The organism is Arthrobacter sp. 10T416 (assembly GCF_056394165.1).
Genome location: NZ_JBFTHI010000003.1, coordinates 99,978 through 124,702 on the forward strand (window position 1 = coordinate 99,978; position 24,725 = coordinate 124,702).

At 65.8% G+C, this 24,725-nt stretch carries 27 protein-coding genes and 1 pseudogene; 14 read left to right on the forward strand and 14 right to left on the reverse strand.

What is annotated here, in order from left to right:
- Window positions 1-13 precede the first annotated feature (13 nt).
- A complete protein-coding gene (locus tag AC1DBE_RS05620; RefSeq protein ID WP_476969883.1) occupies window positions 14-1,402 on the reverse strand; it encodes a sigma 54-interacting transcriptional regulator in 1,389 nt (462 codons plus the stop codon).
- Window positions 1,403-1,494: 92 nt separating this feature from the next.
- Between AC1DBE_RS05620 and AC1DBE_RS05625 the strand changes: the two genes are divergently transcribed.
- The gene (locus AC1DBE_RS05625; protein ID WP_476969884.1) at window positions 1,495-2,169 is read left to right on the forward strand and encodes an MSMEG_4193 family putative phosphomutase; all 675 of its coding nucleotides are present in this window, start codon (window positions 1,495-1,497) and stop codon (window positions 2,167-2,169) included.
- Window positions 2,170-2,196: 27 nt separating this feature from the next.
- The gene (locus AC1DBE_RS05630; RefSeq protein ID WP_476969885.1) at window positions 2,197-2,898 is read left to right on the forward strand and encodes an SCO1664 family protein; all 702 of its coding nucleotides are present in this window, start codon (window positions 2,197-2,199) and stop codon (window positions 2,896-2,898) included.
- Between the two features lie 61 nt (window positions 2,899-2,959).
- Here the strand turns inward: AC1DBE_RS05630 and AC1DBE_RS05635 are convergent, their stop codons facing one another.
- The 4 genes and pseudogenes from AC1DBE_RS05635 to AC1DBE_RS05650 all read right to left on the reverse strand — a co-directional run bounded on the left by AC1DBE_RS05635 (window position 2,960) and on the right by AC1DBE_RS05650 (window position 7,405).
- Window positions 2,960-3,841, reverse strand: coding sequence for a hypothetical protein (locus tag AC1DBE_RS05635; RefSeq protein ID WP_476969886.1), 882 nt, complete (start codon window positions 3,839-3,841; stop codon window positions 2,960-2,962).
- A complete protein-coding gene (locus tag AC1DBE_RS05640) occupies window positions 3,838-5,202 on the reverse strand; it encodes an AAA family ATPase (protein WP_476969887.1) in 1,365 nt (454 codons plus the stop codon). The genes AC1DBE_RS05635 and AC1DBE_RS05640 overlap by 4 nt, the downstream gene beginning before the upstream one ends.
- A 280-nt stretch (window positions 5,203-5,482) precedes the next feature.
- Window positions 5,483-6,367 (reverse strand): annotated as a pseudogene (locus AC1DBE_RS05645) (ABC transporter ATP-binding protein); the annotation flags it as partial.
- A 24-nt stretch (window positions 6,368-6,391) separates the two neighbouring features.
- Window positions 6,392-7,405 (reverse strand): Lrp/AsnC family transcriptional regulator, encoded by a 1,014-nt coding sequence (locus AC1DBE_RS05650; protein ID WP_476969971.1) that lies wholly within the window; start codon window positions 7,403-7,405, stop codon window positions 6,392-6,394.
- 271 nt (window positions 7,406-7,676) lie between these two features.
- Here AC1DBE_RS05650 and AC1DBE_RS05655 point away from each other — a divergent pair, with 271 nt between their 5' ends.
- From AC1DBE_RS05655 to AC1DBE_RS05685, 7 genes are all read left to right on the forward strand, one after another.
- Window positions 7,677-8,597: a polysaccharide deacetylase family protein gene (locus AC1DBE_RS05655; RefSeq protein WP_476969888.1), complete on the forward strand. Its 921-nt coding sequence runs from the start codon at window positions 7,677-7,679 to the stop codon at window positions 8,595-8,597.
- Window positions 8,594-9,907 (forward strand): MFS transporter, encoded by a 1,314-nt coding sequence (locus AC1DBE_RS05660; protein ID WP_476969889.1) that lies wholly within the window; start codon window positions 8,594-8,596, stop codon window positions 9,905-9,907. The genes AC1DBE_RS05655 and AC1DBE_RS05660 overlap by 4 nt, the downstream gene beginning before the upstream one ends.
- Window positions 9,904-10,701, forward strand: coding sequence for an SDR family NAD(P)-dependent oxidoreductase (locus tag AC1DBE_RS05665; RefSeq protein ID WP_476969890.1), 798 nt, complete (start codon window positions 9,904-9,906; stop codon window positions 10,699-10,701). The genes AC1DBE_RS05660 and AC1DBE_RS05665 overlap by 4 nt, the downstream gene beginning before the upstream one ends.
- 4 nt (window positions 10,702-10,705) lie before the next feature.
- The gene (locus AC1DBE_RS05670) at window positions 10,706-11,722 is read left to right on the forward strand and encodes a ketopantoate reductase family protein (RefSeq protein ID WP_476969891.1); all 1,017 of its coding nucleotides are present in this window, start codon (window positions 10,706-10,708) and stop codon (window positions 11,720-11,722) included.
- The gene (locus AC1DBE_RS05675; RefSeq protein ID WP_476969892.1) at window positions 11,719-12,918 is read left to right on the forward strand and encodes a M20 family metallopeptidase; all 1,200 of its coding nucleotides are present in this window, start codon (window positions 11,719-11,721) and stop codon (window positions 12,916-12,918) included. The genes AC1DBE_RS05670 and AC1DBE_RS05675 overlap by 4 nt, the downstream gene beginning before the upstream one ends.
- Window positions 12,919-13,141: 223 nt before the next feature.
- On the forward strand, window positions 13,142-13,747 hold the full coding sequence (locus tag AC1DBE_RS05680; RefSeq protein ID WP_476969893.1) for a PadR family transcriptional regulator: 606 nt from the start codon (window positions 13,142-13,144) through the stop codon (window positions 13,745-13,747).
- A 57-nt stretch (window positions 13,748-13,804) separates the two neighbouring features.
- Window positions 13,805-14,269: a phage tail protein gene (locus AC1DBE_RS05685; RefSeq protein ID WP_476969894.1), complete on the forward strand. Its 465-nt coding sequence runs from the start codon at window positions 13,805-13,807 to the stop codon at window positions 14,267-14,269.
- Between the two features lie 13 nt (window positions 14,270-14,282).
- Here AC1DBE_RS05685 and AC1DBE_RS05690 read toward each other — a convergent pair whose 3' ends face one another.
- Window positions 14,283-14,459, reverse strand: a complete 177-nt coding sequence (locus AC1DBE_RS05690) for a hypothetical protein (RefSeq protein ID WP_476969895.1) — start codon at window positions 14,457-14,459, stop codon at window positions 14,283-14,285.
- A 387-nt stretch (window positions 14,460-14,846) separates the two neighbouring features.
- Here AC1DBE_RS05690 and AC1DBE_RS05695 point away from each other — a divergent pair, with 387 nt between their 5' ends.
- Window positions 14,847-15,218: a hypothetical protein gene (locus AC1DBE_RS05695; protein WP_476969896.1), complete on the forward strand. Its 372-nt coding sequence runs from the start codon at window positions 14,847-14,849 to the stop codon at window positions 15,216-15,218.
- 156 nt (window positions 15,219-15,374) lie between these two features.
- On the opposite strand, the gene AC1DBE_RS05700 is transcribed toward AC1DBE_RS05695, so the two are convergent.
- The 4 genes from AC1DBE_RS05700 to AC1DBE_RS05715 all read right to left on the reverse strand — a co-directional run bounded on the left by AC1DBE_RS05700 (window position 15,375) and on the right by AC1DBE_RS05715 (window position 20,756).
- On the reverse strand, window positions 15,375-16,232 hold the full coding sequence (locus AC1DBE_RS05700) for an aldo/keto reductase (protein WP_476969897.1): 858 nt from the start codon (window positions 16,230-16,232) through the stop codon (window positions 15,375-15,377).
- Entirely contained in the window at window positions 16,229-16,663 is a 435-nt protein-coding gene (locus AC1DBE_RS05705) for a cupin domain-containing protein (protein ID WP_476969898.1), read from the reverse strand. Before AC1DBE_RS05705 ends, AC1DBE_RS05700 begins: the two co-directional genes overlap by 4 nt.
- 281 nt (window positions 16,664-16,944) lie before the next feature.
- Entirely contained in the window at window positions 16,945-19,023 is a 2,079-nt protein-coding gene (locus AC1DBE_RS05710; protein ID WP_476969899.1) for an ABC transporter ATP-binding protein, read from the reverse strand.
- Window positions 19,020-20,756 carry an ABC transporter ATP-binding protein gene (locus tag AC1DBE_RS05715; protein WP_476969900.1) on the reverse strand — a complete coding sequence of 579 codons (1,737 nt, stop codon included), beginning with the start codon at window positions 20,754-20,756 and terminating at the stop codon, window positions 19,020-19,022. The genes AC1DBE_RS05710 and AC1DBE_RS05715 overlap by 4 nt, the downstream gene beginning before the upstream one ends.
- Window positions 20,757-21,095: 339 nt before the next feature.
- Here AC1DBE_RS05715 and AC1DBE_RS05720 point away from each other — a divergent pair, with 339 nt between their 5' ends.
- From AC1DBE_RS05720 to AC1DBE_RS05730, 3 genes are read left to right on the forward strand one after another with little or no spacing between them, the layout of a single operon-like run.
- Window positions 21,096-21,302 (forward strand): DUF4177 domain-containing protein, encoded by a 207-nt coding sequence (locus AC1DBE_RS05720; RefSeq protein WP_476969901.1) that lies wholly within the window; start codon window positions 21,096-21,098, stop codon window positions 21,300-21,302.
- A gap of 8 nt (window positions 21,303-21,310) precedes the next feature.
- A complete protein-coding gene (locus AC1DBE_RS05725; protein WP_476969902.1) occupies window positions 21,311-21,436 on the forward strand; it encodes a hypothetical protein in 126 nt (41 codons plus the stop codon).
- A 39-nt stretch (window positions 21,437-21,475) separates the two neighbouring features.
- Window positions 21,476-21,748: a VOC family protein gene (locus AC1DBE_RS05730; RefSeq protein ID WP_476969903.1), complete on the forward strand. Its 273-nt coding sequence runs from the start codon at window positions 21,476-21,478 to the stop codon at window positions 21,746-21,748.
- A 40-nt stretch (window positions 21,749-21,788) separates the two neighbouring features.
- On the opposite strand, the gene AC1DBE_RS05735 is transcribed toward AC1DBE_RS05730, so the two are convergent.
- Genes AC1DBE_RS05735 through AC1DBE_RS05745 form a run of 3 tightly spaced genes read right to left on the reverse strand, consistent with a single transcriptional unit; the run spans window position 21,789 to window position 23,247 of the window.
- Window positions 21,789-22,130, reverse strand: a complete 342-nt coding sequence (locus tag AC1DBE_RS05735) for a YciI family protein (protein WP_476969904.1) — start codon at window positions 22,128-22,130, stop codon at window positions 21,789-21,791.
- Window positions 22,127-22,813 (reverse strand): haloacid dehalogenase type II, encoded by a 687-nt coding sequence (locus AC1DBE_RS05740; RefSeq protein WP_476969905.1) that lies wholly within the window; start codon window positions 22,811-22,813, stop codon window positions 22,127-22,129. The genes AC1DBE_RS05735 and AC1DBE_RS05740 overlap by 4 nt, the downstream gene beginning before the upstream one ends.
- The gene (locus tag AC1DBE_RS05745) at window positions 22,810-23,247 is read right to left on the reverse strand and encodes a VOC family protein (RefSeq protein ID WP_476969906.1); all 438 of its coding nucleotides are present in this window, start codon (window positions 23,245-23,247) and stop codon (window positions 22,810-22,812) included. Before AC1DBE_RS05745 ends, AC1DBE_RS05740 begins: the two co-directional genes overlap by 4 nt.
- Window positions 23,248-23,394: 147 nt before the next feature.
- On the opposite strand from AC1DBE_RS05745, the gene AC1DBE_RS05750 reads away from it, so the two are divergent.
- Complete coding sequence (locus AC1DBE_RS05750) at window positions 23,395-23,757, forward strand: VOC family protein (RefSeq protein WP_476969907.1); 363 nt, start codon at window positions 23,395-23,397, stop codon at window positions 23,755-23,757.
- 24 nt (window positions 23,758-23,781) lie between these two features.
- Here AC1DBE_RS05750 and AC1DBE_RS05755 read toward each other — a convergent pair whose 3' ends face one another.
- Window positions 23,782-24,702, reverse strand: coding sequence for a 2-hydroxyacid dehydrogenase (locus AC1DBE_RS05755; protein WP_476969908.1), 921 nt, complete (start codon window positions 24,700-24,702; stop codon window positions 23,782-23,784).
- Window positions 24,703-24,725 lie beyond the last annotated feature (23 nt).

Sequence of the window (24,725 nt, forward strand, 5' to 3'; positions counted from 1 at the left end):
GTTCAGGCCAGCACTAGCCGTAGATGGTCGCCTCGTCGTCGGAATCCTTGGAGATCCGCCGGGCGAGGTAGAGGCCTTCGAGCGCCAGTTCGACGGCGGCGGCGCGTTGCCCGTCGTTTTCGGCGCCCAGGCGCTCACTGATGTCGTCATAGAGACTGGAGCCGTCGAGGGACGGCAGGCCGGCCAGGAACTCCTTGGCCGTGACGAGTTCGCCGGTTGTTACGGTGGCGGAGCCGTCCAGCGCGGCCACCAGCGGTCCCAGGTCAAGGCCGTGGAAGTGGGCGCGGACGGCCTCGGCTGTGGCCATGCGCAGGAGGTGGTCCAGGATGTCCTGTTCCCGGCCCTCCTCGCCGGACTCGAACTCGATCTTGCCGGCCAGGACGTCCACAGCGGAGTCGAGGTCGATAATCCGGGCTACGGCGTTGTCCTCTCCGCGCACGCTGGCGCGGCGGAGGGCCGCGGCGGCAACGGTTTCGGCGCCGGCGATCGCGAACCTGGCGGATACCCCGGAGGTCTGGTTAATCGCCGGGGATTGGCGGAGCGCCCGCGTGTAGCGGGCCAGGATCTCAAGGATGACGGGCGGGACGCCCGCAACGAGGTGACCTTCCTGTTCGATGACGGCTACCTCGTCGTCGAGCTCGATCGGGTAGTGGGTGCGGATCTCGGCGCCGAACCGGTCCCGCAGCGGGGTGATGATCCGGCCGCGGTTGGTGTAATCCTCCGGGTTCGCGGAGGCGACCACCAGCACGTCCAGCGGCAGCCGCAGCACGTAGCCGCGGATCTGGATGTCGCGTTCCTCCATCACGTTGAGCATGGAGACCTGGATCCGTTCGGCGAGGTCCGGGAGTTCGTTGATGGCGATGATGCCGCGGTTGGAGCGTGGGAACAGGCCGTAGTGGATGGTCTCCGGGTCGCCCAGGCGGCGGCCCTCGGCCACGCGCATGGGGTCGACGTCGCCGATCAGGTCCGCCACGGAGGTGTCCGGCGTCGCGAGCTTCTCGACGTACCGCTCGGAGCGGTGCCGCCACGCGATCCGCAGCCGGTCCCCGTCGGTGAGGGCGCGGGCACGGGAGTGTTCGGTGATTGGCTCGTACGGGTGTTCGTTCAGCTCCGAGTCCTCGATCACCGGCGACCACTCGTCCAGGAGCCCCGCGAGGGTGCGCAGGAGCCGGGTTTTGCCCTGCCCCCGTTCGCCGAGCAGGACGACGTCGTGCCCAGCGAGCAAGGCGCGTTCGAGCTGGGGCAGGACGGTCCGGCTGAAACCGTACATCCCGGGCCACGGGTCGCGGCCGGCCGCGAGCGCGGCCAAGAGGTTGTCGCGGATCTCGCGGCGCAGGTCCTTGAGCACGTGGCCGGAGGCACGCAGCTCACCAACAGTGAAGATTTCGGGGCGGTCACTCACTCCTCCACCGTAGACCTGCACCGGGCAGGGAATCGAGGAAAATTTCCAGATTCCTGCTGGCCGGACCCATCGCGGAATTAGGCTGGATGCTGATGGCTCCAGCACCGGCAATCGAATCCACCCCCGACCCCGCACCGGGGCATCCGGGCACGCTTGTGCTGCTGGTGCGCCACGGGCAGACGCCCACCACCGGCACCGTCCTGCCGGGCCGGGCGCCGGGGCTGCATCTGTCCGGCCACGGCCGGGAGCAGGCCGAACGGGTCGCGGAACGGCTCTCGGGGTTGACGGTGGACGCCCTCTATTCCTCACCGCTGGAGCGCGCCCGCGAGACGGCGGAGCCGACGGCGGTCCGCACCGGACTGGCGGTAACGTCCGACGACGGGCTGCTGGAGTGCGATTTCGGCGGCTGGACCGGCGCCGCGATCGCGGACCTGGCGGCATTGCCCGAGTGGCAGACCGTGCAGCATAGTCCGTCCGAGTTCCGTTTCCCGGACGGCGAGAGCTTCCCGGAGATGCAGGCCCGGATCGTCGCCGCGACGGAGGCACTGCGGGACGCGCATCCCGGCGGTGTGGTGGTGTGTTTCTCGCACGCCGATCCGATCAAGGCCGCGGTGGCGCATGCCCTGGGCACCCCGCTTGACCTCTTTCAGCGGATCTTCATCAGCCCGGGCTCGGTGTCGGCCATCTCCTATGTCGAGGGGCAGGACCCTGCGGTGCTGATGGTGAATTCGACGTCGGAACCGCTCAGCGGGCTGAGATCGCCGTGACCGATTTCCTGCGGCGGGGCTAGAACTGTGGCTGGGCGCGAACTGGCCCTGTTGACCGAGGGCAGCATCGAGCTGCTCGGGCTCATTCCGCGCAGCAGCAACCAGACGTTCTTCGTCCAGCTCACCTGCGGCGGGGACGTAGGGTACGCGGTCTACAAGCCCGAATCCGGCGAACGGCCGCTCTCTGACTTCGAGCCCGGACTCTACAAACGCGAACGCGCCGCCTACCTGCTCAGCGAGTCGCTGGGCTGGGGTTTCGTTCCGGTCACTGTCATCCGGGAGGATGCGCCACTGGGCGTCGGGTCGCTGCAGTGGTTCATCGAATGCGACTTCGAGGAGCACTACTTCACCCTGTTCGAGGACGCCCCCGAAACCCACGCCGACCTGGCCCGGATCGCCCTGTTCGACTACATCGCCAACAACACCGACCGCAAGAGCGGCCACGTACTCCGCGGCGGTGACGGCCGGATCTGGGGCATCGACCACGGGCTCTGCTTCTCCGCCGCGTTCAAACTGCGCACCGTCATCTGGGACTTCGCCGGCGACCCAGTCCCCGACGCACTGCTGGCGGACCTCGCCCCACTCGCCGGAGCCGTCCCTCCCGAGGTGGCCGACCTCCTGGACCAGGACGAGGTGGCCGCCCTGCAGCACCGGGTCCGGCGCCAACTGGCCTCCGGCGTCCTGCCGGTGGACCGGACGGGCCTGCGCTACCCGTGGCCGCTGGTTTGACGGCTAGTTTTTTGCGGGCACCGATCGAGGCGGGCACCACGACTAACATACCTATCCTTGGTCAGATGACAGTGATCGGGGAAACATTACACTTAAAGCCCGCACGGCTATTCATTGCGCACCACTTTTGAACCTTATCGAACCAGTCGGCAGCCATTAGTGACAAGCATGAGATGCCTAGAATAAAAGATCTCTGAAGAATTTGGTCACTAATTGAGACGTCGAATTTTCGTAGAACTCTAGCTAGTGCTGAAAACAGATCATGATCTCCAACCGGCGGTTCCGAATGCTGAGCAATCTCTGCATGTACTATCGAGGACTGAGAAATCACCTCCGCAAGGGAGTCAGCATCGTATCCTGAGCGAGTTAGCAGCATATTGGCAATCACGTCGACTTCGAATTGACTCACCGTCAAATTAAAAAATGAAAACCGCTTGAAATCAAGATCGAGACCACGCCGCGCGTTGACAATCCGAACCGCCGCCAGAAGAGTGGCCAGGGACCGCGCTTCTTCTTCAATAACGTGAGGCTCCGGCACCCCCCAATGAGGATTATTCGGACGCCTGCGCGCAGGGGCAGTGTGAACTTCAATTACCCGTCGAAGGATCGTCGGATCGTTGGTGACAAGGTCCATGAATATATCGTGACGCGTGCTCACGAGGACATTATCCAATTCCGTAGCCTTCGAACCAGTAAAACTGTCGTAGTCGCGATCAACGAGGAAGCGGACCCCCCCTATATTGCGCTCTTTTGCAAGCGCAGCCGCCCGCAGGACTTGCTCTCGACCCCCTAGTCCCGCCATGAGGCTGAGGTCTGTTGAACAGTGCGCTTTCAGCGCAAGATGATCGTCGTCTCCTTCAACCACAAGCAATAGAGAGTTGCTTTCTTTGATGTACATCGCGACGGTCGCAAATAGGGTGTTTTCGTTTAGGTACTCCTTCACAAAAACGCAACCTCGCGCGGTCCGAGGCGGATGGCACGATCCCATTCATCATTGATGATTTGCGGAGAATGCGTTGCAACAACAAAACGAAACCCGGCCAGCTCAGCTATGCGCTTGACATCAGGGATGAAACTCAGTTGCCAAACTATGTGGAGTGAAATTTCCGGCTCATCGATCAGGACAATCGCGCCGCTGGGCACGTTGAAGAGGAGATCGATCATCAAGATAATTACATGCTGCTCTCCAGATGAAAGAGAATCTAGGGCGATAGGTCGTTTCGTGAGCGAATGGCGAACAGAGAGTCCTTCCCCGTCAGTGACCTGGAGATGTTTGTTGAGTAATCGATCATTGATAATCTGCTCGAGAAGTTCGATCTTTTTGAGCAGCCCTTCGAAGGGCGCTAGTTTTTGGTCCGCGTCATTAAGGTAGAGATTGAGCAGCTTGAGGGCCCATCCCTCAAGCTGCCCCTCCGGCAAGGAAAGCTCGTCATCCAAAGCCACAGAGGCAACCCGACCGAGTCGACTGCGGAAATCGTTCTGCTCGTTGTAACGGGCGCGAATGGAATCGGAGTTTAAGTCCAACTCACTGGAGGTCGCCCCTAGCACCCTGTTTGGAAATGTGCGGTCAAGTTGTTGAGTGATTCTCGAGTGCTCAGTTTGAGCGCCATTTACGAGGCTTCGGATCTTCTCCGCTTGCTCCGTAATCCGAGAACGAGACCGATCAGAACTGCCCCCGGAACTGAACCGCGACTGGGGAGTCGGTGCTTTCAGCTGTTCTATTCGGAGTCGCTGCGTCTCAATGAGAAAGCTTGGGACAGCAGCTACAAAGCTCGCGAGCTCATCGGGCAACTCAATTCGACCAAGCTTCCGATCCTTGGACACGTTCCGGAACCGCCGCCGCAACTGCTCGGTGTGCACCAGTTCACCGTCTGAGGGATCCTCCCAGGTAAATTCTGAGACCTGCTGGTAGGGAAGGTGTTTGCGAACCCAGTCCTCGAAGCCGTCATCTTTATGGTCCCAGGTGACTAGATCCTTCTTGGGCCTACGCAGGGTAAACCGAACAGACAAAGGGGGCTCGCCCATTTCTTCGCCGGAATCCATATGCGCTGGATGCCGCACAGCTGATAGCTCAGAACCGTCCGAGTACGTTAACGTCGCAGATTCAAATGGAAGTTGAGATAGTGCAAATCCGCTGAGCCGAGTCAGCGCGTCAACAATCTCGAGGAATCGTGTCTTTCCAACGCCGTTGGGCCCGTAAATGATCACGAAGTCATCCTTAGACCCAATGGAGAACGAGTGGTTATATTCTCCAAGCACACGGGTCGCCGATGCGCTCACCAGCGCCAAGGCAGTCTTATTCATGGGGCTATTGTGCCAGTCTGGTGTGTCGGGGTTGGGATCGACACTCCCCGTTGCCCCCTGCGGATAAGCACCGTCATGCACCATCAAACTTTGACCTGTCCGTGGGACGAGTAGATGAGGGCCCCGATTGGCACCATCAACTAGTCGCTCTAGGAAAAGTAAATATGTGGCGGACGGACCGCTTTGACGACCTGCGAGCTTTCAGGTCTGCTTTGCGACGTTCCAAGCGAAACCAAGCTTTGCTCAGCAACCTCGACAGTATCCGATACGGGCTGGCCCCTTAAACCTCCGCCACCGGCGCCGCGAACTGGGCCTCGTACAGCCGCGCGTACGCACCGCCGGCCTCCAGCAGCGAAGCGGTTTCCCTGCTCCACGATCTAGCCGGCCTCCAACACCAGGATGAGGTCGACGTCGCGGATGGTGGAGAGCCGGTGCGCGATGACGAACGACGTCCGGTCCGACCCCAGTGCGCTCATCGCCTTCTGCACCAGCACCTCGGTCCGCGTATCCACCGACGAGGTCGCCTCGTCCAGAATCAGCACCGACGGCCGGGCCAAGAACGCCCGCGCGATGGTCAACAGCTGCTTCTCCCCCGCCGAGACGTTGCCGCCCTCGTCGTCGAGCACCGTGTCATAACCCTGCGGCAGGGACTTCACAAACCGGTCCACATACGTCGCCTTCGCCGCCTCCAGAATCTGCTCCTCGGACGCACCGGGCCGGCCGTAGGCGATGTTGTCCCGGATAGTCCCGCCGAACAGCCACGTATCCTGCAGCACCATGCCCATCCGCGAGCGCAGCCCGTGCCGCGACATCAACGCCACATCCACGCCGTCGAGGGTGGCGTGGTCTTGCCCGCCCCGGTGGGGCCCACGATCTCCACGGTCTGCCCGGGCTCGGCCACCAGCGACAGGTTAGAGATCAGTGGCTTGTCCGGCGAGTACGCGAAGGACACGTCCTCGAACACCAGCCGCCCGCGCGTCGTCTCCGGCTTCAGCGGCACATCCGGGTCGGAGAGCTGCTCGTCGGTGTCCAGCAGCTCGAACACCCGCTCGGCGGACGCTACCCCGGACTGCAGCAGGTTCGCCATCGAGCCCAGCTGGGCCAGCGGCTGGGTGAACTGCCGCGAGTACTGGATGAACGCCTGCACATCGCCGCCGTCGACCGCGCACCCCGGCAACGCCCCCGGCCCCTACCTCCTCAGCAGTCCCTCCACCTGGTCGCCGATGAACGGGCCGTTCCGGTCCATCCAGTAGCGCCGCGTGACGTCGATGGCCACCCGGGTGTCCATCGACTGGATGCCGGGAAGGGCACCGATGTCATTGGTGATGAAGTCGGCCAGGCTTCCCGGATCCCGGAAGACGCCGTGGAAGACCACGGGCGCCTGGCCCGTCACCATCGTGACCATACGGGCCGATTCGTGGCCGCCAAGCTCATCCAGCACATGGGAAATCGATTTCGGCTTGACCTGCAGCGAGACCACAGCCGTGAGCGGGAACCCCACGGCTGAGGGTTCCACCTCCACGCGGGGTGAAATCGCCCCGGTGCCCAGCAGCATCTGGATGGCGCGGTAGGCCGAGGAACTGCTCACGTTCAGGGTCCGGGCCACCTCGGCCGCAGACGCCCTGGCGTTGCGTCCCAGCTCGCACATGGTGCCGAATTCCAGGTCCGAGAGTTCATCAATGGAACTCAGTGGCGGCAGGTTGACCGGCACCACGTGCGCGGCCAGGGCATCATTCTGATCAGCGGACAGGCGCTGGATCCGCCAGCTCTGGCCCACGCGCCGCGAGTCCAGTATCAGCCGGCTCTCCACCGACCGGATCCCGGGCAGGGAGGGGATCTGGTTGCTGAGCAGATCGTTCATGTCCGTTCCCAGCAGCGGGAACACGTCGGCGTAAATGTCGCCGGTGCCTGAGGTGGTGATGACGAACTGGACCTCAGGGAAGGTCTTGAGCTGCTCCGCCACCTTGGCAGAGCGGCCCGGTTCGCAGCAGATCCACAGCTGCTGCGGGTTGCCGGAGAGGATCAGCGGCCACGCGTAGCGGCCGATCACCTTCATAAGCCGTTCGCTCTGCAACCGGTTGAGCCGGCGGGTGATGGTGCTGGTGGGCACACCTAAAATTTCGGCCAGGGCGTTGGCCGGAACCCGGGGCGCGATCTGCAAGGCCGCAATGATGTCCAGGTCCGTCTCGTCGATGAGTGAAATGGTGGCCTCCGCCGGTCCGTGTGTGCCGCTGTAATGACTCTAGAGTACCGCCAAACCACAGGTTTGAAAGAAGAAAAAACCATTTGATTGAACTTTTCTGAATGATTTTTCCATGAGCTCTTGTTCTTCGACACGATCTGCCCTACGTTTGTAACTTGAGAGCTGGATCACCCTCAGAAGGCGCCTACCCCCAAGCTGTGGTGCCGGTCGATCCCCGGCGTCGTGGAAAGAACAGTCGATCCCCCGCATCGTGAACAACAAAGGAGCGCTTGTGAACAACGCCCAGTCGTGGCAATGGCCCGAATCGGAGTGGCGAGGCCACGTCAACCGCGTCCGTGCCGGGCAGTCCCTCATTCATCCCGATCCGGCGGAACGCTGGAAAGGCGGTGCTAAGGCCGCGGTCCTGCTGTCCTTCGACTCGGACCACGAGACGCCCTCGTTGCGCGACGGCGAAACCTCGCCGGGGCGGATGGCGCAGGGAGAGTACGGCGCCCGGGCAGGGGTGCCGCGCATCCTTGACCTCCTCCGACGCTACGAGGCACCGGCGTCGTTCTACATCCCGGCCGTCTGCGCGCTGCTGCGGCCCGACGAAGTCCCCACCTACGTGGAGCAAGGCCACGAGGTGGCCGTGCACGGCTGGATCCACGAGCGGAACACGCTGCTCACCCACGAGCAGGAACTCGATCTGCTGGGACGGGCCACCGACGTGCTGCACCGCCAGGCCGGCATCCGGCCCGTCGGCATCAGGACCCCGTCGTGGGACTTCTCCGACTCCACCCTCGACGTCATCCGCGAGCTGGGGTTCATCTACGACTCATCGTTGATGGCCGACGACGAACCCTACGAGATCCTGGCCGACGGCGCCCAGACGGGCATCGTCGAGATCCCGGTGGAGTGGATCAGGGACGACGCACCGTACCTGATGATGGACCGCTTCACCGGACTGCGCCCCTACATGCCGCCCCGCCAGCTCCTTGAGATCTGGAAGGACGAGTTCGACGCGGCCTACGCGGAAGGCGGAGTCTTCCAGCTCACCATGCACCCCCACATCATCGGGCACCGGTCCCGCCTGATGATCCTGGCAGAACTTATGGACCACATCCGATCCCACAACGATGTGTGGACCACCACCCACGCCGACCTGGCAGCGCACGTTGCCACCCGGCTCACCACAAGGACGACCATCTCATGACACAGCAGCTGACCGTGGACGAGGTCCACGCCACCAAACTCTCGCCCCAGGGGCGCAAGGCAATCGTCGCCGGAAGCATCGGCAACGCCGTCGAGTGGGTGGACTGGGCCGTCTACACCACCTTCTCCTCCGTGTTCGCCCACCACTTCTTCCCCAAGGGCGATCCCATCGCGGCCCTCCTGGCCACGCTCGCCATTTTCGCCGTCGGGTTCGTGATGCGGCCCGTCGGTGCCGCGATCATGGGCGCCTACGCGGACCACCACGGACGGAAGAAGGGCCTGGTCCTCACCATCGGCCTGATGGCCGGGGCCACCGCCCTGATCGGCATCGCCCCCACCTACGACACCGTCGGCATCCTGTCGCCGATCATCCTGGTGATCGCCCGTATGGTCCAGGGCTTCGCCGCCGGCGGGGAATTCGGCTCCTCCTCGGCCTTCCTGGTCGAATCCGCCGCACCCCGCCGCCGCGCCTTCGCCGGCTCCTGGCAGCAGGTTTCGGTCGGCGCCGGCGTCCTGCTCGCCTCCGGCATGGGCGCGATCATCACCAGCACCCTGTCCAAGGACGCCCTGGACAACTGGGGCTGGCGGCTGGCCTTCATCGTCGCCGCACTCCTGGGCCTGGTGGGCCTGTGGCTGCGCTCCTCGGTTGAGGAAACCGAATCGTTCGTCAACTCCAAGAGCCGCTCCGAGGCCGCCGGTGAAACCCGCCGCAACTCCGTCTTCACCATGTTCGTCAAGCACCCCAAGGCCACCCTGCGCGTATTCGGCGTGACCATCGCCGGCACGCTGCTCTACTACATGTGGGTCTCCTACATGCCCACGTACGCGGCAGTTTCAACGGGCATCCCGCTGAGCCAGGCACTCCTCGCGAACTTCATCGCCGTCGGCCTGTTCCTGATCCTGCTCCCCTTCGCCGGCCTGCTGTCTGACAAGATCGGCCGCAAACCCACCATGACGGCCTTCGCTGCCGGGTTCCTGCTCTTCTCCTGGCCCGCCTTCGCCCTGCTGAACGGCAACTTCTGGATGCTGCTGCTCATCGAAATCATCGGCATCATCCTGCTCCTGGGCTACTCCGCCAACTGCGCCGTCATCATGGCCGAGCAGTTCCCCGCCGAGGTCCGGGCCACCGGCATCGGCCTGCCGTACGCCCTCGCGGTAGCAATCTTCGGCGGAACGGCCCCGTACATCACCACCTGGATGAACACCAGCGGCTACGGCGGGTTCGTCTGGCTCTACTGCGCGATCGCCGCGGCGATCGGCGTCGTCGTGTACCTGACCATGCCCGAGACCAAAGGCAAGGCCCTCGATTGAGCCGGCACGCACTGATCACCGGCGCAGGCAGCGGTATCGGCCGCCAGGTGGCGCACCGCTTCGCGGGACTTGGCTTCCGGATCACGCTGGTGGACATCAATCCCGAGGCCCTGGCTGCCGTGGCCGGGGAGTGCCGGGCGGCCGGCGCGGAGGACGCGACGGTCCTGGCGGCGGACCTGGCAACCCCCGCCGGGCCGGGGGACGTGGTGGCCCGGGCCTGGGCCGACGCTCCGGTGGACGTCCTGGTCAACTCGGCCGGGATCTATCCGGCCACGCCCTTCCTCTCCCTGGACGCGGCCACTTGGGACGCGGTGCAGAACCTGAACACCCGCGCTCCCCTGCTGGCCACCGTTGCCCTCGCCCAGCGGGCCATCGAGGCGGGACGGGGCGCCAGCGTGGTCAACATCTCCTCCGGCGCGGCCCTTCGGGCCCGTCCCGGCGCCGCGCCGTACTCCACCTCCAAGGCCGCGCTGGAAATGGCGACCCGGGCCTCGGCCCTGGAGCTGGGGCCGCACGGCATCCGCGTGAACGCCGTCGCCCCCGGCTTCGTGACAGTGAACAGCGACGCCAACCCGGTGACGGAGGAATACGCCGCCGCCGTATCCGGCAACCCGCTGGGGCGCCGCGGCGAACCCGACGACATTGCCCGCGCCGTCGTCTGGCTGGCCGGACCCGAGGCCGAATGGATCACGGGCGAGACCCTGCGCGTCGACGGCGGTTCCTCCGCAGGCGCCATGAACCTGCCGCTGCACTGGCCCGCCAACGCGGCGGGCGCGGCAACAACACGAAAGTAGCTCTATGACGGAAAACCCATACACAGTAGTCGGCGCCGGAGCGATCGGCGGCACCCTGGCCGCCCACCTCCACGCGCAGGGCGTCCCGGTCCAGCTGGTCGACGCCGATCCCCTCCACGTCGCGGCCATCCGTGCGAACGGACTGCAGATCAAGAGCCCCTCGGGCGTCCTGGTCGCGGATGTCCCCTGCTACGGCCTGGACGACGCCCCGGCCACCCTGGACCGCGTCCTGCTGGCCGTCAAAGCCCAGGCCACGGACAGCGCAGCGGCGTGGATCGCGCCCAGGCTCAGCAGCGTCGGCTACATCGCCTCGCTGCAGAACGGCCTCAACGAGGCCACCATCGCCCGGCATGTCGGGGCGGACCGGACCGTGATCGCCTTTGTTGATCTCTTCGCCGACGTCCTGGAACCGGGTGTCATCAACGACGGCGGCATCGGCGCCATGGCGCTCGGCGATTACGCCGGCGGCACCAGCGACCGGGTGCGGCAGCTGGCCCACGATCTGCGCCACTGGGGAACCCCGGCGGTCACGGACAACGTGGCCGGTTACCTCTGGTCCAAACTCGGGTTCGGGGCCATGCTCACCGCCACGGCCCTGGCCGACGCCGACATGAGCGAGCTGATCGACCGGCACCGGCCCGCGATGAACGAACTCGCCGCGGAGGTCTTTGATGTGGCCGCGGCCGAGGGCATCACGCTGGAAGGGTTCGATGCGTTCGACCCCGCCTGCTACACCCGCGGCGCCGACGCCGGCCGGAACGCCGGGGCCACGGACGACCTCGTCAAATGGCTCTCCACCCAGACCAAGACCCGCTCCGGCATCTGGCGCGATATCGCGGTGCGGAAACGTCCCACCGAGGTGCCCACCCAGTACCGGCCGGTCCTTGAACTGGCCGCCAAACACCAGCTGGACGTGCTCCTGATCGAGGAGCTGGTATCGCTCATCACGCAGCTTGAAACGGGTGCCATCGCCATGGACGAAGAACACCTTACCGCCCTGGACCGGAAGGCCACCCGATGACCGCGATTGAGCAACTGCCGGCCTGGGTGGCCGGACACCGTACCGCCCTCCTCGAGGACCTGACTGCCTACGTTTCCCGGGAAACCCCGTCGGATGACAAGGCGCTGCTGACAACGGGCCTGGCCTGGGTGGAGGAATGGATTACCGGCCGCATCGGCGCCCCCGCCGCCCGCCGCCACATCGACGGCGGGAGCTTCGGCGACACCGTGGTGCTGGACTACCCCTCCGACGACGGCGGCGACGGCTGGGTCACGGCCCTCTGCCACTACGACACCGTCTGGTCCGCCGGGACACTCCGGGACTGGCCCGCGTCCGTGGACGGGGACCGGTTTACCGGCCCCGGCGCCTTCGACATGAAGGCCGGCCTGGTGCAGCTGGTGTGGGCCCTGCGCGCCGGCGCCGAGCTCGGCCTGCCCCGCCCCAACGTCCGGCTGGTCCTCAACGGCGACGAGGAGGTGGGCAGCCCGGCGTCGCGCTCCGTCATCGAGGAAGAAGCCGCCCGGGGCGGCGCGGTCCTGGTGTTCGAGGCCAGCGCCAACGGTGCGTTGAAGACGGCCCGGAAGGGTGTGGGCATCTTCCGGGTCACCGCCACCGGCAAGGAGGCCCACGCGGGGCTGGATCCCCTGGTGGGCGCCAGCGCCATCGACGAGATCGCGCACGTGATCGTGCAGCTGCACGCCGAAACGGATCTGGCCAAGGGCACCACCGTCAATGTCGGGCTGGTGGGCGGCGGCACGCGGACCAACGTCAAGGCCGGCTCTGCCACCGCCGACCTCGACGTCCGCGTTACCTCCGAGGACGAGGCCGGGCGGATCAACGCCGTCCTGGATAGCCTCACGGCCCGCAGCCCGGAGGCCGCCGTCGCGGTCTCCGGCGGCTGGAACCGTCCCGTGATGCCCCGCTCGGCCGAAACCGGTCGGCTGTTCGCCGAGGCCGAGCAGGTGGCGGCCAGGCTGGGTTTCGAGCTGGCGGAGACCTCGGTGGGCGGCGCCAGTGACGGCAACTTCGCCGCCGCCTTGGGGCTTCCCGTCCTCGACGGGCTGGGCGCCGTGGGCGACGGCGCGCACGCGAGGCATGAATGGATCAGCATCGACGGCATGCTCGAGCGGACCAGCCTCGCCGCCGGCCTGCTCGCGGCGCTGCAGGAACAGGCCCGTGACGGGCAGTTCGACGCCGTGGCGGCCGCAGCCGGCTAGCGGCGCCGCATAACCCCCACCGGGCGGGGTGCTCCGTTCGCGGAGCACCCCGCCCGTCGTCGTCGCGCTCCAACCGGCAGCGCTGGTTCCATCAGCATCATGTGAGCTTCCCGGGTTTCTCTGAATCGCCTCTTGTCCTCCGACACTCGCCGATATATCGTTAAACATCGCCGATTGATCGGTGGTACCACCAGATTCAGCGAACCGAAAGGACGATGCCGCTATGAAAGGCATTCACGACGACAAATTTTCAGCCGGCGGACCCGCCGAGGGCCGGTACGGGCGCGGAAGGAGCCGTCGGGGACCCCACGGCCACGGCGGGTTCGGGCCGGGCCGCGGCTTCGGCGGAGGGTTCGGCCCCGGATTCGGCCCCGGATTCGGACCCGGCGGTTCCCGCCGCGCCAGCAGGGGGGATGTCCGTTCGGCGATCCTCTCGCTCCTGGCCGAGTCCCCTTCCAACGGCTACGGCCTGATCAAGACCATCGCGGAGAAGACCTCCGGGGCTTGGCGTCCCAGCCCGGGCTCGGTGTACCCGACGCTGCAGCAGCTCGTGGACGAGGACCTGATTGCCCCCGAGGGTGACGGCCGGCGCACCGAGTTCACCCTGACCGACGCCGGGCGCGAGTACGTCGCCGCCCACGCCGAGGAGCTGGAGAACGCCTGGAACACCGAGGGCCAGGGGTCCGGCCCGGCGTTCCACCAGAGCGTGGCGAAGCTGATGGGTGTGATCCACCAGTTCCGCTTCTCCGCCACTGAGGAACAGCGCGCCGCGGCGATGGAGAAAATCGACGAGACCCGCCGCGCCCTCTACCTCATCCTCGCCGACTAACGGCAGGGCACGGGGGCCGCGTTATCGTTGATCCACCACACCAATTCAGGAGGGCGCATGCCGTACGTAGTTGACTTCAAGGACGTTTCCACCACGGGCCTGGAATCGTCCCCCGTTGCCGATGCCCTCGCCGGGCTGCGCGCCAACGAGGCACGCTACTACAGCAACAAGTACGGCCACGCCTTCACCGTCAGCCCCGCAGCCGAGGCCCCGGAGGCGGTGGACCGGGTGACCCGCATCCTCAAGGAGGAGCGGGACATAACCATCGGTTCCCGCCCGCTCGAAGCGACCACCTTCGAGGTCGACGGCCTGCGCATGGACTACGTCTTTTACGAGTCCGGGCTGTCCATCAACGTGATGTACAGCATCGCCGACGGCGGCAAGCGCGCCGTCGGGTTCAAGCTCTCCGACGGCATGGACGTCCCCGAAGAGCTCGCAGAGAAGTTCAAGTTCGCCCGGCAGAAGTCGAAGCTGGCCGGGACCATCCGGGGATCGTACTTCGTGATCAAGGGCGAGTACTGACGGCTCTCCCAGGTCAGGTGCTGAGCTCCGGTTCGACCAGCATCACGATCGTCTCCGGGCGTACACCGTCGAATTTCATGGCGTCGGCGGCAGCCTCGGACTCCATCATTCGCTGGAACGTATCAAGGTCCGGAACGTCGACGATCAGGCCGACGCGGTTGGATTTCTCCGGGTCGACAAAGGTTCGCACGGTCATGCCTAATGGTCCGAAGACTTCCCGGCGTCGCGGTGAGCTGAGCCAGTGGTCAACATTCTCGACCTCATGGAATATCAATAAAGTTGCCATCGTAGCCTCTGCTTTCGAAAGCGGGCTCAGGGGCCGGATTCGGAAGGAATCGCGTGACGAACCCCTGATCCAAGCAGAAAGTACCACTGCCGCCCGACCTTCGATAGACCGCCGGAATAGTTGGACGAGACCTCGTTCCCTAGACCGCCGCCGGCGCCGGCCGGCGTCACCGTTGACACACGCGATGCAGTGTCCGCCCATCGCGGGCGCGCCTCCCATCTCTGCAATCTCAGCACCCAACGAATCGCGGGACTGCCCTCGACTTCAACCGCGGTTGCTAGGATCGAATCAATGAACCAAAGAAATCGAAATGGTTTTACAGGAGACGCCTACTGGGTACTTCTCAGCATTTTTTTCGCTGCAGGAGTCACTATCATCGGCCGTGCCGAGGGGTTCATTCTCCTCGGAGCGGGACTGGCACTCCTGACTGCCATTGTCATTTTGGCCTCCCTGCACGGACAGTTCAGGAAGGATGTCATTAGCAGCCTTTCGACCGCGTCACCGGGCGTCGGCATCGGGGCGGCGACCGTCGTTGCCGGTGCCGTCCTGCTGCGAGGTACTGATTCCGCTTTGTGGGCTGTCCCCTTGCTGTCGGTCAGCGCGTCGGTCGGACTTTATGTTTGGCTGCGCCACCACGGCCGCTATAGCAAATCCGCCGTCTAGCGCTAATGCGCTGGGCCGTCCAAGGACTCGCGCCAGGCGGTGACGGCCCCGCGCCACATCCACGCCGTCGAGCGTGATCTTCCCGGCGTCGAGCTCATAGAAACGCATCACCCGATTCACCAGTGAGGTGCAGAGAAGGCTACTCCGGCCCGGCCGTTACTTCCCGCTGTAGACCGGAAATTTGCTGGAATCACCGTAGTCTTGGGCCTTCAGTTCGCGAAGCGCCTCCATGTCCGCCGCCGAGATCATGAAGTCCTGCTCGGCATTGGATCGCATGTGTTCCGGGTTGCTGGTCTTCGGGAGCGACACCGTCCCCAGCTGCAGGGTGTACCGGATGCACAGCTGCGGAACGGAAACGCCGTACCTTCCGGCCATTTCCCGAACCTGGACGTTTTTCAGGATCTCGCCATGCCCGATCGGTGAATATGCCTGCACCAGGATGTCTTTGCTTTGGCAGTAGGCCAGAAGTTCGGACGGGGTGTTGCCGGCGTGGACGAGCAGCTGGTTCACCTGGGGAGCCACTGTGCAGTCCTTGAGGAGGTTCTCCAGGTCCTGCTGCTGGAAGTTGGACACACCGATCGAGCGGATTTTGCCCGCCTTGTAGGCGTCCTCGAGTGCGCGCCAGGCGGCCCGGTTTCCCTCGGCGTAGTCGCCGCCGCGGAAGTCGTTCCAGGGCTGCGGGCTGTGGATGAGCATCAGATCGATGTAGTCCAGCCCCAGCGTTTCAAGGGAGCCATCGATCGCCGCGGCCGCGGCGTCGTAGTCCTTGATTTCGGCCGCCAGCTTCGTCGAGACGAACAGCTGGTCTCGGGCCACGCCGGACGTGCGCACGCCCTCGCCGACGCCTCGTTCGTTGCCGTAGGCCTGGGCGGTGTCGATGTTCCGGTAGCCGATCCCGATGGCCGCCCGGACAGCCTCTGGGGCTTTGTCGTCGTCGATGAACCAGGTGCCAAGCCCCAGTTGCGGTGTGGTCACACCGTTGGACAGGGTGTAGGTCTCGTTCAGGATTGTCATGAGTTCTCTCCGTTCTGCGGCAGTTTGCCGTACACCTCGTCGGTGACGGGCTCGAGCCATTCGTTGCTGACGTCCCCTCCCGGGGTGATGAGTGCGATGTGGGAGAACCACGAGTCGGCCTTCGCGCCGTGCCAATGCTTCGTGCCGGACGGTACGCGGACAACCACCCCCGGCTCCAGGCTTACCGGGTCCTGACCTTCGGCCTGATACCAGCCGCTGCCTGCGGTGCACAGCAGGATCTGGTCACCGCCGCCGCCCGTACCGTGATGGATGTGCCAGTTATTGCGACAGCCCGGCTCGAAGGAAACGTTGCTGACGGGGACGCTGCCTGAGGCGAGCGGAGCGAGGTAGCTCTGACCGATGAAATACTCCGCGTACGCATCATTTTTCTCCCCGAGCGGGAAGATCTGGCTGAAGCTGTTGTCTGTCATGTGGTTGATCCTTCCCAAGCGGTTGACGTGGTTCACGTGCTCGGTGTCGTTGGCACCGCCGGTCCGCCGGGACATGTGCAAGCTGCGTGCTTAGTCCCAAGCGTTCATACGTTCAACGCTAAATGAACTATGGATCCTCAGGGAGTCCCCACTGGTACACCCTTCACGGGAGACTCCCTTGCAGTCCCCGTCGCGCAGGTGGTGCATTCTGCGCGTTGAGATCCCGCTGGCCATCACCTGCCATCTGCCACACCCCAAGGTGGCCGTCAGGATGGGCCTCGCTAAACCTCCGCCACAGGAGCCGCGAACTGGGCCTCGTAGAGTGCCGCGTACGCCCCGCCGGCCTCCAGCAGCGACGCGTGCGTCCCCTGCTCCACGATCTGGCCGGCTTCCATCACCAGGATGAGGTCGGCGTCTCGGATGGTGGAGAGCCGGTGCGCGATCACAAACGACGTCCGGTCCGAGCGCAGCGCGCTCATGGCCTTTTGCACCAGCACCTCGGTGCGGGTGTCCACAGAGGACGTCGCCTCGTCCAGGATCAGCACCGACGGCCGGGCCAGGAACGCCCGGGCGATGGTCAGCAGCTGCTTCTCCCCCGCCGAGACGTTGCCGCCCTCGTCGTCGAGCACCGTGTCGTAACCCTGCGGCAGGGACTTCACGAACCGGTCCACGTACGTCGCCTTCGCCGCCTCGAGGATCTGCTCCTCGGACGCCCCGGGCCGGCCGTAGGCGATGTTGTCCCGGATGGTCCCGCCGAACAGCCAGGTGTCCTGCAGCACCATGCCCATCCGCGAGCGCAGCTCATGCCGGGACATCAGCGCCACGTCCACGCCGTCGAGGGTGATCTTCCCGGCGTCGAGCTCGTAAAAGCGCATCATCAGGTTCACAAGCGTGGTCTTGCCCGCCCCCGTCGGCCCCACAATCGCCACCGTCTGCCCGGGCTCCGCCACGAGCGACAAATCAGTAATCAGCGGCTTGTCCGGCGAGTAGGTGAAGGACACGTCCTCGAACACCAGCCGGCCACGGGTCGCCTCAGGCTTCAGCGGAACGTCCGGGTCGGTCAGCTGTTCCTCGGTGTCCAGCAGCTCGAACACCCGCTCCGCCGAGGCCACCCCGGATTGCAGCAGGTTCGCCATCGAGCCCAGCTGGGCCAGCGGCTGGGTGAACTGCCGCGAATATTGGATGAACGCCTGCACATCGCCCAGCTGCATCGCCCCGGACGCCACCTGCAGGCCGCCCACCACGGCGATCCCCACATAGACCAGGTTCCCGATGAAGGTCATGGCCGGCATGATCAGTCCGGAAATGAACTGCGCGCCGAAGCTGGCCTGGTACAGCTCCGCGTTCTTCTGCCGGAACGTCTCCTCCACCTCGCGCTGCCGGCCGAACACCTTCACCAGCGCGTGGCCGGTGTACGTCTCCTCGATCTGGCCGTTCAGCTCGCCGGTGTTTTTCCACTGCGCCACGAACAGCTTCTGCGAGCGCTTGGCGATCACCGCCGTCGTCACCAGGGTCAGCGGGATGGTGACCAGCGCGATGACGGCCAGCGTCGGCGAGAGGATCACCATCATCACCAGCACCCCGGCGACGGTCAGCACCGAGGTGACCGCCTGGCTGATGGACTGCTGCAGGCTCTGGGAAATGTTGTCGACGTCGTTGGTGACCCGGCTGAGCAGCTCCCCGCGCTGGACGGTGTCGAAGTAGCGCAGCGGAAGGCGGTTGATCTTCGCCTCGATCCGCTCGCGCAGCCGGTACACGGTGCGCTGCACCACGCCGTTGAGGATGTACGCCTGCACCCAGCTGAACGCGGAGGCCAGCACGTACAGCGCCAGCGCCCACAGCAGCACGGAGGACAGCGCCGCGAAGTCGATCCCCGCGCCCGGCGTCAGCGCCATGGCGCTGAGCATGTCGGCCTTCTGGTTCTCCCCTGCGGCGCGCAGTTGCGCGATCAGCTGCGCTTTGGTCACCCCGGCGGGCAGCTGCTTGGACACGACGCCGGCGAAGATCAGGTTGGTGCCTTCGCCCAGCAGCCGGGGCCCGATCACCGCGAACGTCACGCTTACGACGGCGAGCGCCAGTACCAGCGTCAGCCACAGCCGCTCGGGGCGCAGTTCGCCCAGCAGCCGCCGGGCGGACGTCCCGAAGTTCATGGCTTTCTCCGCCGGGATGTTCATGCCCGCGAACGGGCCGCCGCGGCCCGGGCCTCCAGCCGGGCGGGGGATCCGCAGCGGCGCGTCTTTGCCCGCCCCGGCCCCCGGACCGCCCGCGGGCGCGCCGCCGGCCCCGGCTCCCCCGTTGCCCGAACCGCCGGGGCCGCCCGTTCCGCCCGCCGTCGGCGTCTGGGATTCGACCTTGCTCATACCGCCTCCTCCGCCGCGAGCTGGGAGTTCACGATCTCGTTGTACGTCTCCGAGCTCTCCAGCAGCTGCCCGTGCGTGCCGTGCGCCACGATCCTGCCGTCGTCGAGCACCAGGATCTGGTCCGCGTCCACAATGCTGGAGACCCGCTGGGCGATGATCACCAGGGTCGCGCCGGCGGTGTGCTGCCGGAGCGCCTGCCGGAGCCGGGCATCGGTGGCGGTGTCCAGCGAGGAGAACGAGTCGTCAAAGATGTACAGTTCGGGGCGTTTGACCAGCGCCCGGGCGATCGCGATCCGCTGCCGCTGCCCGCCGGAGACGTTGGTGCCGCCCTGCGAAATCGGCGCGTCCAGCCCGCCCTCCATGGCGCGGACAAAGTCCTCGGCCTGCGCGATCGCCAGCGCCCGCCAAAGCTCGCCCTCGGTGGCGTCCGGCTTGCCGTAGAGCAGGTTGCTGCGGACCGTGCCGGAGAACAGGTAGGGCTTCTGCGGGACCAGCCCGATATGCCCCCAGAGCAGGTCCGGGTGCAGTTCGCGCACGTCCACGCCGTCGATCCGGACCGAGCCGGCGGTCGCGTCGAAAAGCCGCGGCATCAGGTTCACCAGGGTGGTTTTGCCGGACCCGGTGGAGCCGATGATCGCCGTCGTCTGCCCCGCGCGGGCGGTGAAGCTGACGTCCTGGAGGACGGGGGCCTCGGCGCCCGGGTAGGCGAATCCGACGTCGCGCATTTCCAGTTCGCCGCGGGCGGCGCCGGACAGGCTGACCGGCTGCGCGGGCGGCCGGACGCTGGACTCGGTGCCCAGCACCGCGCCGATCCGGTCCGCGGAGACGGCGGCGCGCGGGATCATAATCGCCATAAACGTGGCCATCATGACGGACATCAGGATCTGCATCAGGTAGCTCAGGAACGCGATCATGGTGCCCACCTGCATGGAGCCGTCCTCGATCCGGAACGCCCCGAACCAGATCACGGCCACGGAGGAGACGTTCAGGACCAGCATCACGGTGGGGAACGCGAGCGCCATCAGCCGGCCGGCGCGCAGGGCGGTGTCCGTGACGTCCTCGTTGGCCCGGGCGAACCTGGCGCTCTCGACGTCCTCGCGGACGAAGGCGCGGACCACGCGGATGCCGGTGAGCTGTTCGCGGAGCACCCGGTTGACGGTGTCGATCCGGGTCTGCATTAGCCGGAACAGCGGCACCATCCGGGTCACGATCAGGCCCACGGCCACCAGCAGCACCGGCACGCTGACCGCGATCAGCCAGGACAGCTGCACGTCCTGCCGGACCGCCATGATGACCCCGCCGATGCTCAGCATGGGCGCGGTGACCATCAGCGTCGCGGACATCAGGACCAGCTGCTGGACCTGCTGGACGTCGTTGGTGGAACGGGTGATCAGGCTTGGGGCGCCGAACCGGGTGACCTCCTGCTCGGAGAACTCCGCCACCCGGCCGAAGATCGCCCCGCGCACGTCCCTGCCCATCCCCATGGCGGCCTTCGCGCCGAAGTAGACGGCGGCGATGGTGCACGCGATCTGCAGCAGCGTGACCATCAGCATCATGCCGCCGGTGCGCAGGATGTAATCGGTGTCCCCGCGCGCCACGCCCTGGTCGATGATGTCCGCGTTCAGGGTGGGCAGGTACAGCGAGGCGATGGAGGCCGCCAGCTGGAAGACGACGACGGCGAGCAGCAGCCCGCGTTGCGGCCTCAGGTATTGAACCAGCAGTTTCCAGAGCATCCGGTCTCCACTTCACACGCATTTCCCGCTTGGTGATCCGGAGGTCAGTTTACGTCCGGATGCTGGGAGCGAACGGGGTTCCTCTGAGGGCGGATTCGGGGTGGCGTGGGCGGTGGTTGGCTTGTGGGTGCGGGGGCGGCGGCAGTGGCGCCTCGTCGCGCTTTCGCGTGATCGCCGAAACCAGCGTCACGGTCGCGACGCCCTGACCGAAAGCGACAGTAGCAGTGGGCATGACCCGCCTAAACGGCCATCACCGACACCATTGAAAGCTCCGGAGGAGCGGCTGCCGCATCAAGTAGCATGACTCCCAATTGGCCAGAAACGGAAGGAAGTCGTGGCATGCAATACGTCGTCTTGCAGGTGATCCTGAAAGAGAAACTGTGGGGAACCGGGTCGGGCAATCTCACGTCCTTGGAACGGGCCATCAACGATCAGGCTGCGAAGGGCTACCGGCTCCACACCATTACCACCGCAAGTAGCGGCAGCAAGGGGCTCGGCGGCGGTGACCGCATTCAGGCAACGCTCGTCTTCGAAAGCCTTGGATAGGGACGCCTATGACAACCTCATGGGCCCTGACCATCGACTGCACCCGGCCGTCCGTCGTCGCTGCTTTCTGGATGGCAGCGCTCAGCTACGTGGAGGCCCCGCCCCCTCCCGGCTTCGCGACCTGGAGGGCCTAATACATCGCCCATGAGGTCCCCGAGCACGAATGGGATGACATGGCGAGCATCGTGGATCCGTCCGGGGCCGGCCCGCAGATCTCGATGCTCAAAGTCCCGGAGGCCAAGCTCACCAAAAACCGCCTGCACCTGGACATCAAGGTCAGTGGTGGACGGGCGGTCCCGGCAGCGGTACGGGACCCGCTCATCCGCGGCAAGGTGCGGCAGCTGACCGCCATCGGAGCCAGCGTGGTGCAGGAACACCACGTGGGAGGAGAACTCGACCACATGGTGCTCACCGACCCCGAAGGCAACGAGTTCTGCGTCGTCTAGGGGGTTGGCCCCGACGACTCCGGACGCCTGCGCCCGCGGCCTAACTGGCGGGGTCGTACTGGAAGGCGCGGACCTCCTGCGCGCAACGGCAGGCGGTGGCGATCTTCGCGGCCCACTCCAGGGCGGCCTCGTAGGACGGCAGCTCCATCACCGTATAGCCGCCTTCGATCTGGGCCGTCTGCGGGTAAGTCCCCTCGCGGACGCTCCCATCGGCGTCGACCATTACGGGCGGGATGCTTTCATCGATGCCGCCTCCGAAGACCCAGACGCCGGCGTCCTTCGCTTCCTGGACGACGGCGTGGGCCGCCTCCGCGACGGCCGGCAGTTCGTCCTCGGGGAACACCATCGCGGCGCTCGGGAATGAGATCAGGTACTTGGTCATGGCGTCCACTCCTTTAATGCCGCGGGAAGCTCGGTCAGTGCTGTGATGACGATGTCGGGTTCCTCGAAGTGGCCGGGGTAGCTGCTGCCGCTCCTGTTCAGCCACGCGGTCCGCATTCCGGCGCGGGCGGCACCGTGGATGTCCCACGGATGCACGGCCACCAGCACCATGGCCGCTGGAGGCACCCCGGCCGTCTCGGCAGCGTAGGCGTAAGAGGCCCGGGCCGGCTTCCATGCGGGCGCGTCCTCGACCGAAAGCAGCGACTCGAATGACTCCCGGATCCCGGCGTCGGCGAACAGCTTTTCCGCGATCCGGGACGCACCGTTGCTGAGGGTGATCAGCCGGAATCCTGCCGCGGCCAGTGCCGTGATCCCTTCCGGGACATCCGGGTGCACGCCGAGGCCGCTCATGCCGTTCATAATGTGCTCCACCGCCGCGTCGAGCGGGCGGTCGAGGCCGACGCCGGTCAGCAGGTCCCGGAGCACGTTGGCCCCGATGGCCGCGAACGACCCGGAATCTCCGCTGACGGCCAGCGCGAAGCCGTCGCGCAGCAGCGCGGCGAACCAGGTTTTGGCCAGGGCCGCCGGCGCGCCGACCTCTTCGAAGCGTTCCGCCATGGTCGCCATGTCTGACAGGGTCTCGTTGACGTCAAAGACAATGGCCTCGACCGGTGTGGTGTTCATGGCTTCTTCAGTTCCTGCGCGAGCATCACGAGGATACCGCTGGGGCCGCGGAGGTAGGTGAGCTTGTAGATGTCCTGATAGTTCGCGACGCCGCGCAGCGGGTGGCAGCCGTGCTTGGCGGCAATGGCCAGGGCCTCGTCGATGTCGTCGACCGAAAACGCGACGCGGTGCATGCCGATCTCATTGGGAAGGGCGGGTTCCGTTTCGATCGCTGCGGGGTGGAGGTACTCAAAGAGCTCCAGCTGGCCGTGGCCGTCGGGCGTCTGGAGCATGGCGATGTTGGCGTGGTTACCGTCGAGGCCGACGGCGGTGTCGGTCCACTCGCCGCTGACGGTGTCGCGTCCGACGACGGTGAGGCCAAGGTCCGTGAAGAAGGCGATGGCCGCCTCAAGGTCGCGCACGGCAATGCCGACGTTCTCCAGTTTGATGGTCATTCGGCCCACGCTACCGAGGGCCGGCCCCAAAGCTCTAGTGCCTGGGCACGGCAAACTCCGGTACCGCCTTCGGGAAGCGGCCGGTCATGAGCGCGCCGACAGGGCTGGAGTGGCAGTTTGATAGGCCGCCCGGTGTAGCTTGGCATCATGCTGAGCATTGGCTCGATCGTGATCAGGGTGGACAACCTCGAACGCCAGCTGGCCTTCTGGCAGGCCGCCCTGGGCTTTGAGCCGCGGCATGAGCCCGCGGACGATTTCGTCATCCTGCAACCGTCCGGCGGAACCGGAACGTGCGTCTCCCTGGACCGGGTCTCCGCCCCCGTCCAGGTTCCCCCGCGCATCCATCTGGACCTCTACACGGACCAGCAGGACGCCGAGGTGCAGAGGCTCCTGGCACTGGGGGCCACCCGTGTCGAATGGAGCAAACGGCCCGCGGACGCGGATTACGTGATCCTGGCGGATCCGGAAGGCAACCGCTTCTGCGTGGTGGACACAGCGCACGAGTGGTGACCTGCGCCCTGACCGACCACGGGTTTACCCGTTCAGGACCACGTTCACGGGCGGCTCGCCCGCCAGCATAAGGTCGATCTGGCGCTGCAGCAGCCGGCCCATCCGTGGGCGCATGGCCGCGGATGCCCCGCCGATGTGCGGGCTGATGATGACGCCGGGGGTGCCCCACAGCGGGTGGTCCTGGGGCAGCGGCTCGGGGTCCGTGACATCCAGTGCAGCGCGGATCCGGCCCGCCGAGGTGTGCTTGACCAGGGCCTCGGTGTCCGCCACCGGGCCGCGGGCGACATTGACCAGCAGGGCGCCGTCGGGCATGGCGGCAAGGAACGCGTCGTCAATGAGGTGGCGGGTGGAATCACTCAGCGGCACCACAACCACAACGATGTCGTGCTCCGGCAGCAGGCCGTGGAGCTCGTCGATGCCGTGGACGGGGCCGCGGGAATCGGTCCGGGCGCGGCTCGCCACCCGGGTGACAGTGGTCTCGAACGGCAGGAGCCGGTCCTCGATTGCCTTGCCGACGCCGCCGTACCCGACAATCAGCACCCGCTGGTCGGCGAGGCTGGCCGTCGGGCGGCTCTCCCAGCGGCCGTCCCGCTGGTTCTGCAGCATCCGCGGAAACTCGCGCTGGCTCGCCAGGATGAGGGCCAGGGTCAGTTCGGCCGTGGACGTTTCGTGGACGGTCGCGGCGTTGGCGAAGACGCGGCCCGCCGGCAAAACGTCGGTCACGCCGTCGTAGCCGATGGACTGGCTCTGCACCAGCGCGGTCTCAACGTCCTTTAGCGCGCCGAGCGGCCGTGTCCCGGCCATGTAGGGCGGAACAACAATGTCGATACTTTCCAGCGGCGGCTCCCCGGACATGTCCCATTCGAGGATGGTGACGTCCGGGTGGGGCTGGAGGTACTCACGCAGGGAGGCGTCCGGCAGGCTGACAGTGATCTTCTTCGGCATAGCTGCCAGCCTAATCGTCTCCA

What these genes read in the sequence shown, in the direction of transcription:
- AC1DBE_RS05625 (WP_476969884.1), top strand. Translation starts at nt 1,495, where the DNA reads ATGGCTCCAGCACCGGCAATCGAATCCACCCCCGACCCCGCACCGGGG.
- AC1DBE_RS05640 (WP_476969887.1), bottom strand. Translation starts at nt 5,202, where the DNA reads ATGAATAAGACTGCCTTGGCGCTGGTGAGCGCATCGGCGACCCGTGTG.
- AC1DBE_RS05660 (WP_476969889.1), top strand. Translation starts at nt 8,594, where the DNA reads ATGACACAGCAGCTGACCGTGGACGAGGTCCACGCCACCAAACTCTCG.
- AC1DBE_RS05670 (WP_476969891.1), top strand. Translation starts at nt 10,706, where the DNA reads ATGACGGAAAACCCATACACAGTAGTCGGCGCCGGAGCGATCGGCGGC.
- AC1DBE_RS05675 (WP_476969892.1), top strand. Translation starts at nt 11,719, where the DNA reads ATGACCGCGATTGAGCAACTGCCGGCCTGGGTGGCCGGACACCGTACC.
- AC1DBE_RS05680 (WP_476969893.1), top strand. Translation starts at nt 13,142, where the DNA reads ATGAAAGGCATTCACGACGACAAATTTTCAGCCGGCGGACCCGCCGAG.
- AC1DBE_RS05685 (WP_476969894.1), top strand. Translation starts at nt 13,805, where the DNA reads ATGCCGTACGTAGTTGACTTCAAGGACGTTTCCACCACGGGCCTGGAA.
- AC1DBE_RS05695 (WP_476969896.1), top strand. Translation starts at nt 14,847, where the DNA reads ATGAACCAAAGAAATCGAAATGGTTTTACAGGAGACGCCTACTGGGTA.
- AC1DBE_RS05700 (WP_476969897.1), bottom strand. Translation starts at nt 16,232, where the DNA reads ATGACAATCCTGAACGAGACCTACACCCTGTCCAACGGTGTGACCACA.
- AC1DBE_RS05705 (WP_476969898.1), bottom strand. Translation starts at nt 16,663, where the DNA reads ATGACAGACAACAGCTTCAGCCAGATCTTCCCGCTCGGGGAGAAAAAT.
- AC1DBE_RS05710 (WP_476969899.1), bottom strand. Translation starts at nt 19,023, where the DNA reads ATGAGCAAGGTCGAATCCCAGACGCCGACGGCGGGCGGAACGGGCGGC.
- AC1DBE_RS05715 (WP_476969900.1), bottom strand. Translation starts at nt 20,756, where the DNA reads ATGCTCTGGAAACTGCTGGTTCAATACCTGAGGCCGCAACGCGGGCTG.
- AC1DBE_RS05720 (WP_476969901.1), top strand. Translation starts at nt 21,096, where the DNA reads ATGCAATACGTCGTCTTGCAGGTGATCCTGAAAGAGAAACTGTGGGGA.
- AC1DBE_RS05725 (WP_476969902.1), top strand. Translation starts at nt 21,311, where the DNA reads ATGACAACCTCATGGGCCCTGACCATCGACTGCACCCGGCCGTCCGTC.
- AC1DBE_RS05730 (WP_476969903.1), top strand. Translation starts at nt 21,476, where the DNA reads ATGGCGAGCATCGTGGATCCGTCCGGGGCCGGCCCGCAGATCTCGATG.
- AC1DBE_RS05735 (WP_476969904.1), bottom strand. Translation starts at nt 22,130, where the DNA reads ATGACCAAGTACCTGATCTCATTCCCGAGCGCCGCGATGGTGTTCCCC.
- AC1DBE_RS05740 (WP_476969905.1), bottom strand. Translation starts at nt 22,813, where the DNA reads ATGAACACCACACCGGTCGAGGCCATTGTCTTTGACGTCAACGAGACC.
- AC1DBE_RS05745 (WP_476969906.1), bottom strand. Translation starts at nt 23,247, where the DNA reads ATGACCATCAAACTGGAGAACGTCGGCATTGCCGTGCGCGACCTTGAG.
- AC1DBE_RS05750 (WP_476969907.1), top strand. Translation starts at nt 23,395, where the DNA reads ATGCTGAGCATTGGCTCGATCGTGATCAGGGTGGACAACCTCGAACGC.
- AC1DBE_RS05755 (WP_476969908.1), bottom strand. Translation starts at nt 24,702, where the DNA reads ATGCCGAAGAAGATCACTGTCAGCCTGCCGGACGCCTCCCTGCGTGAG.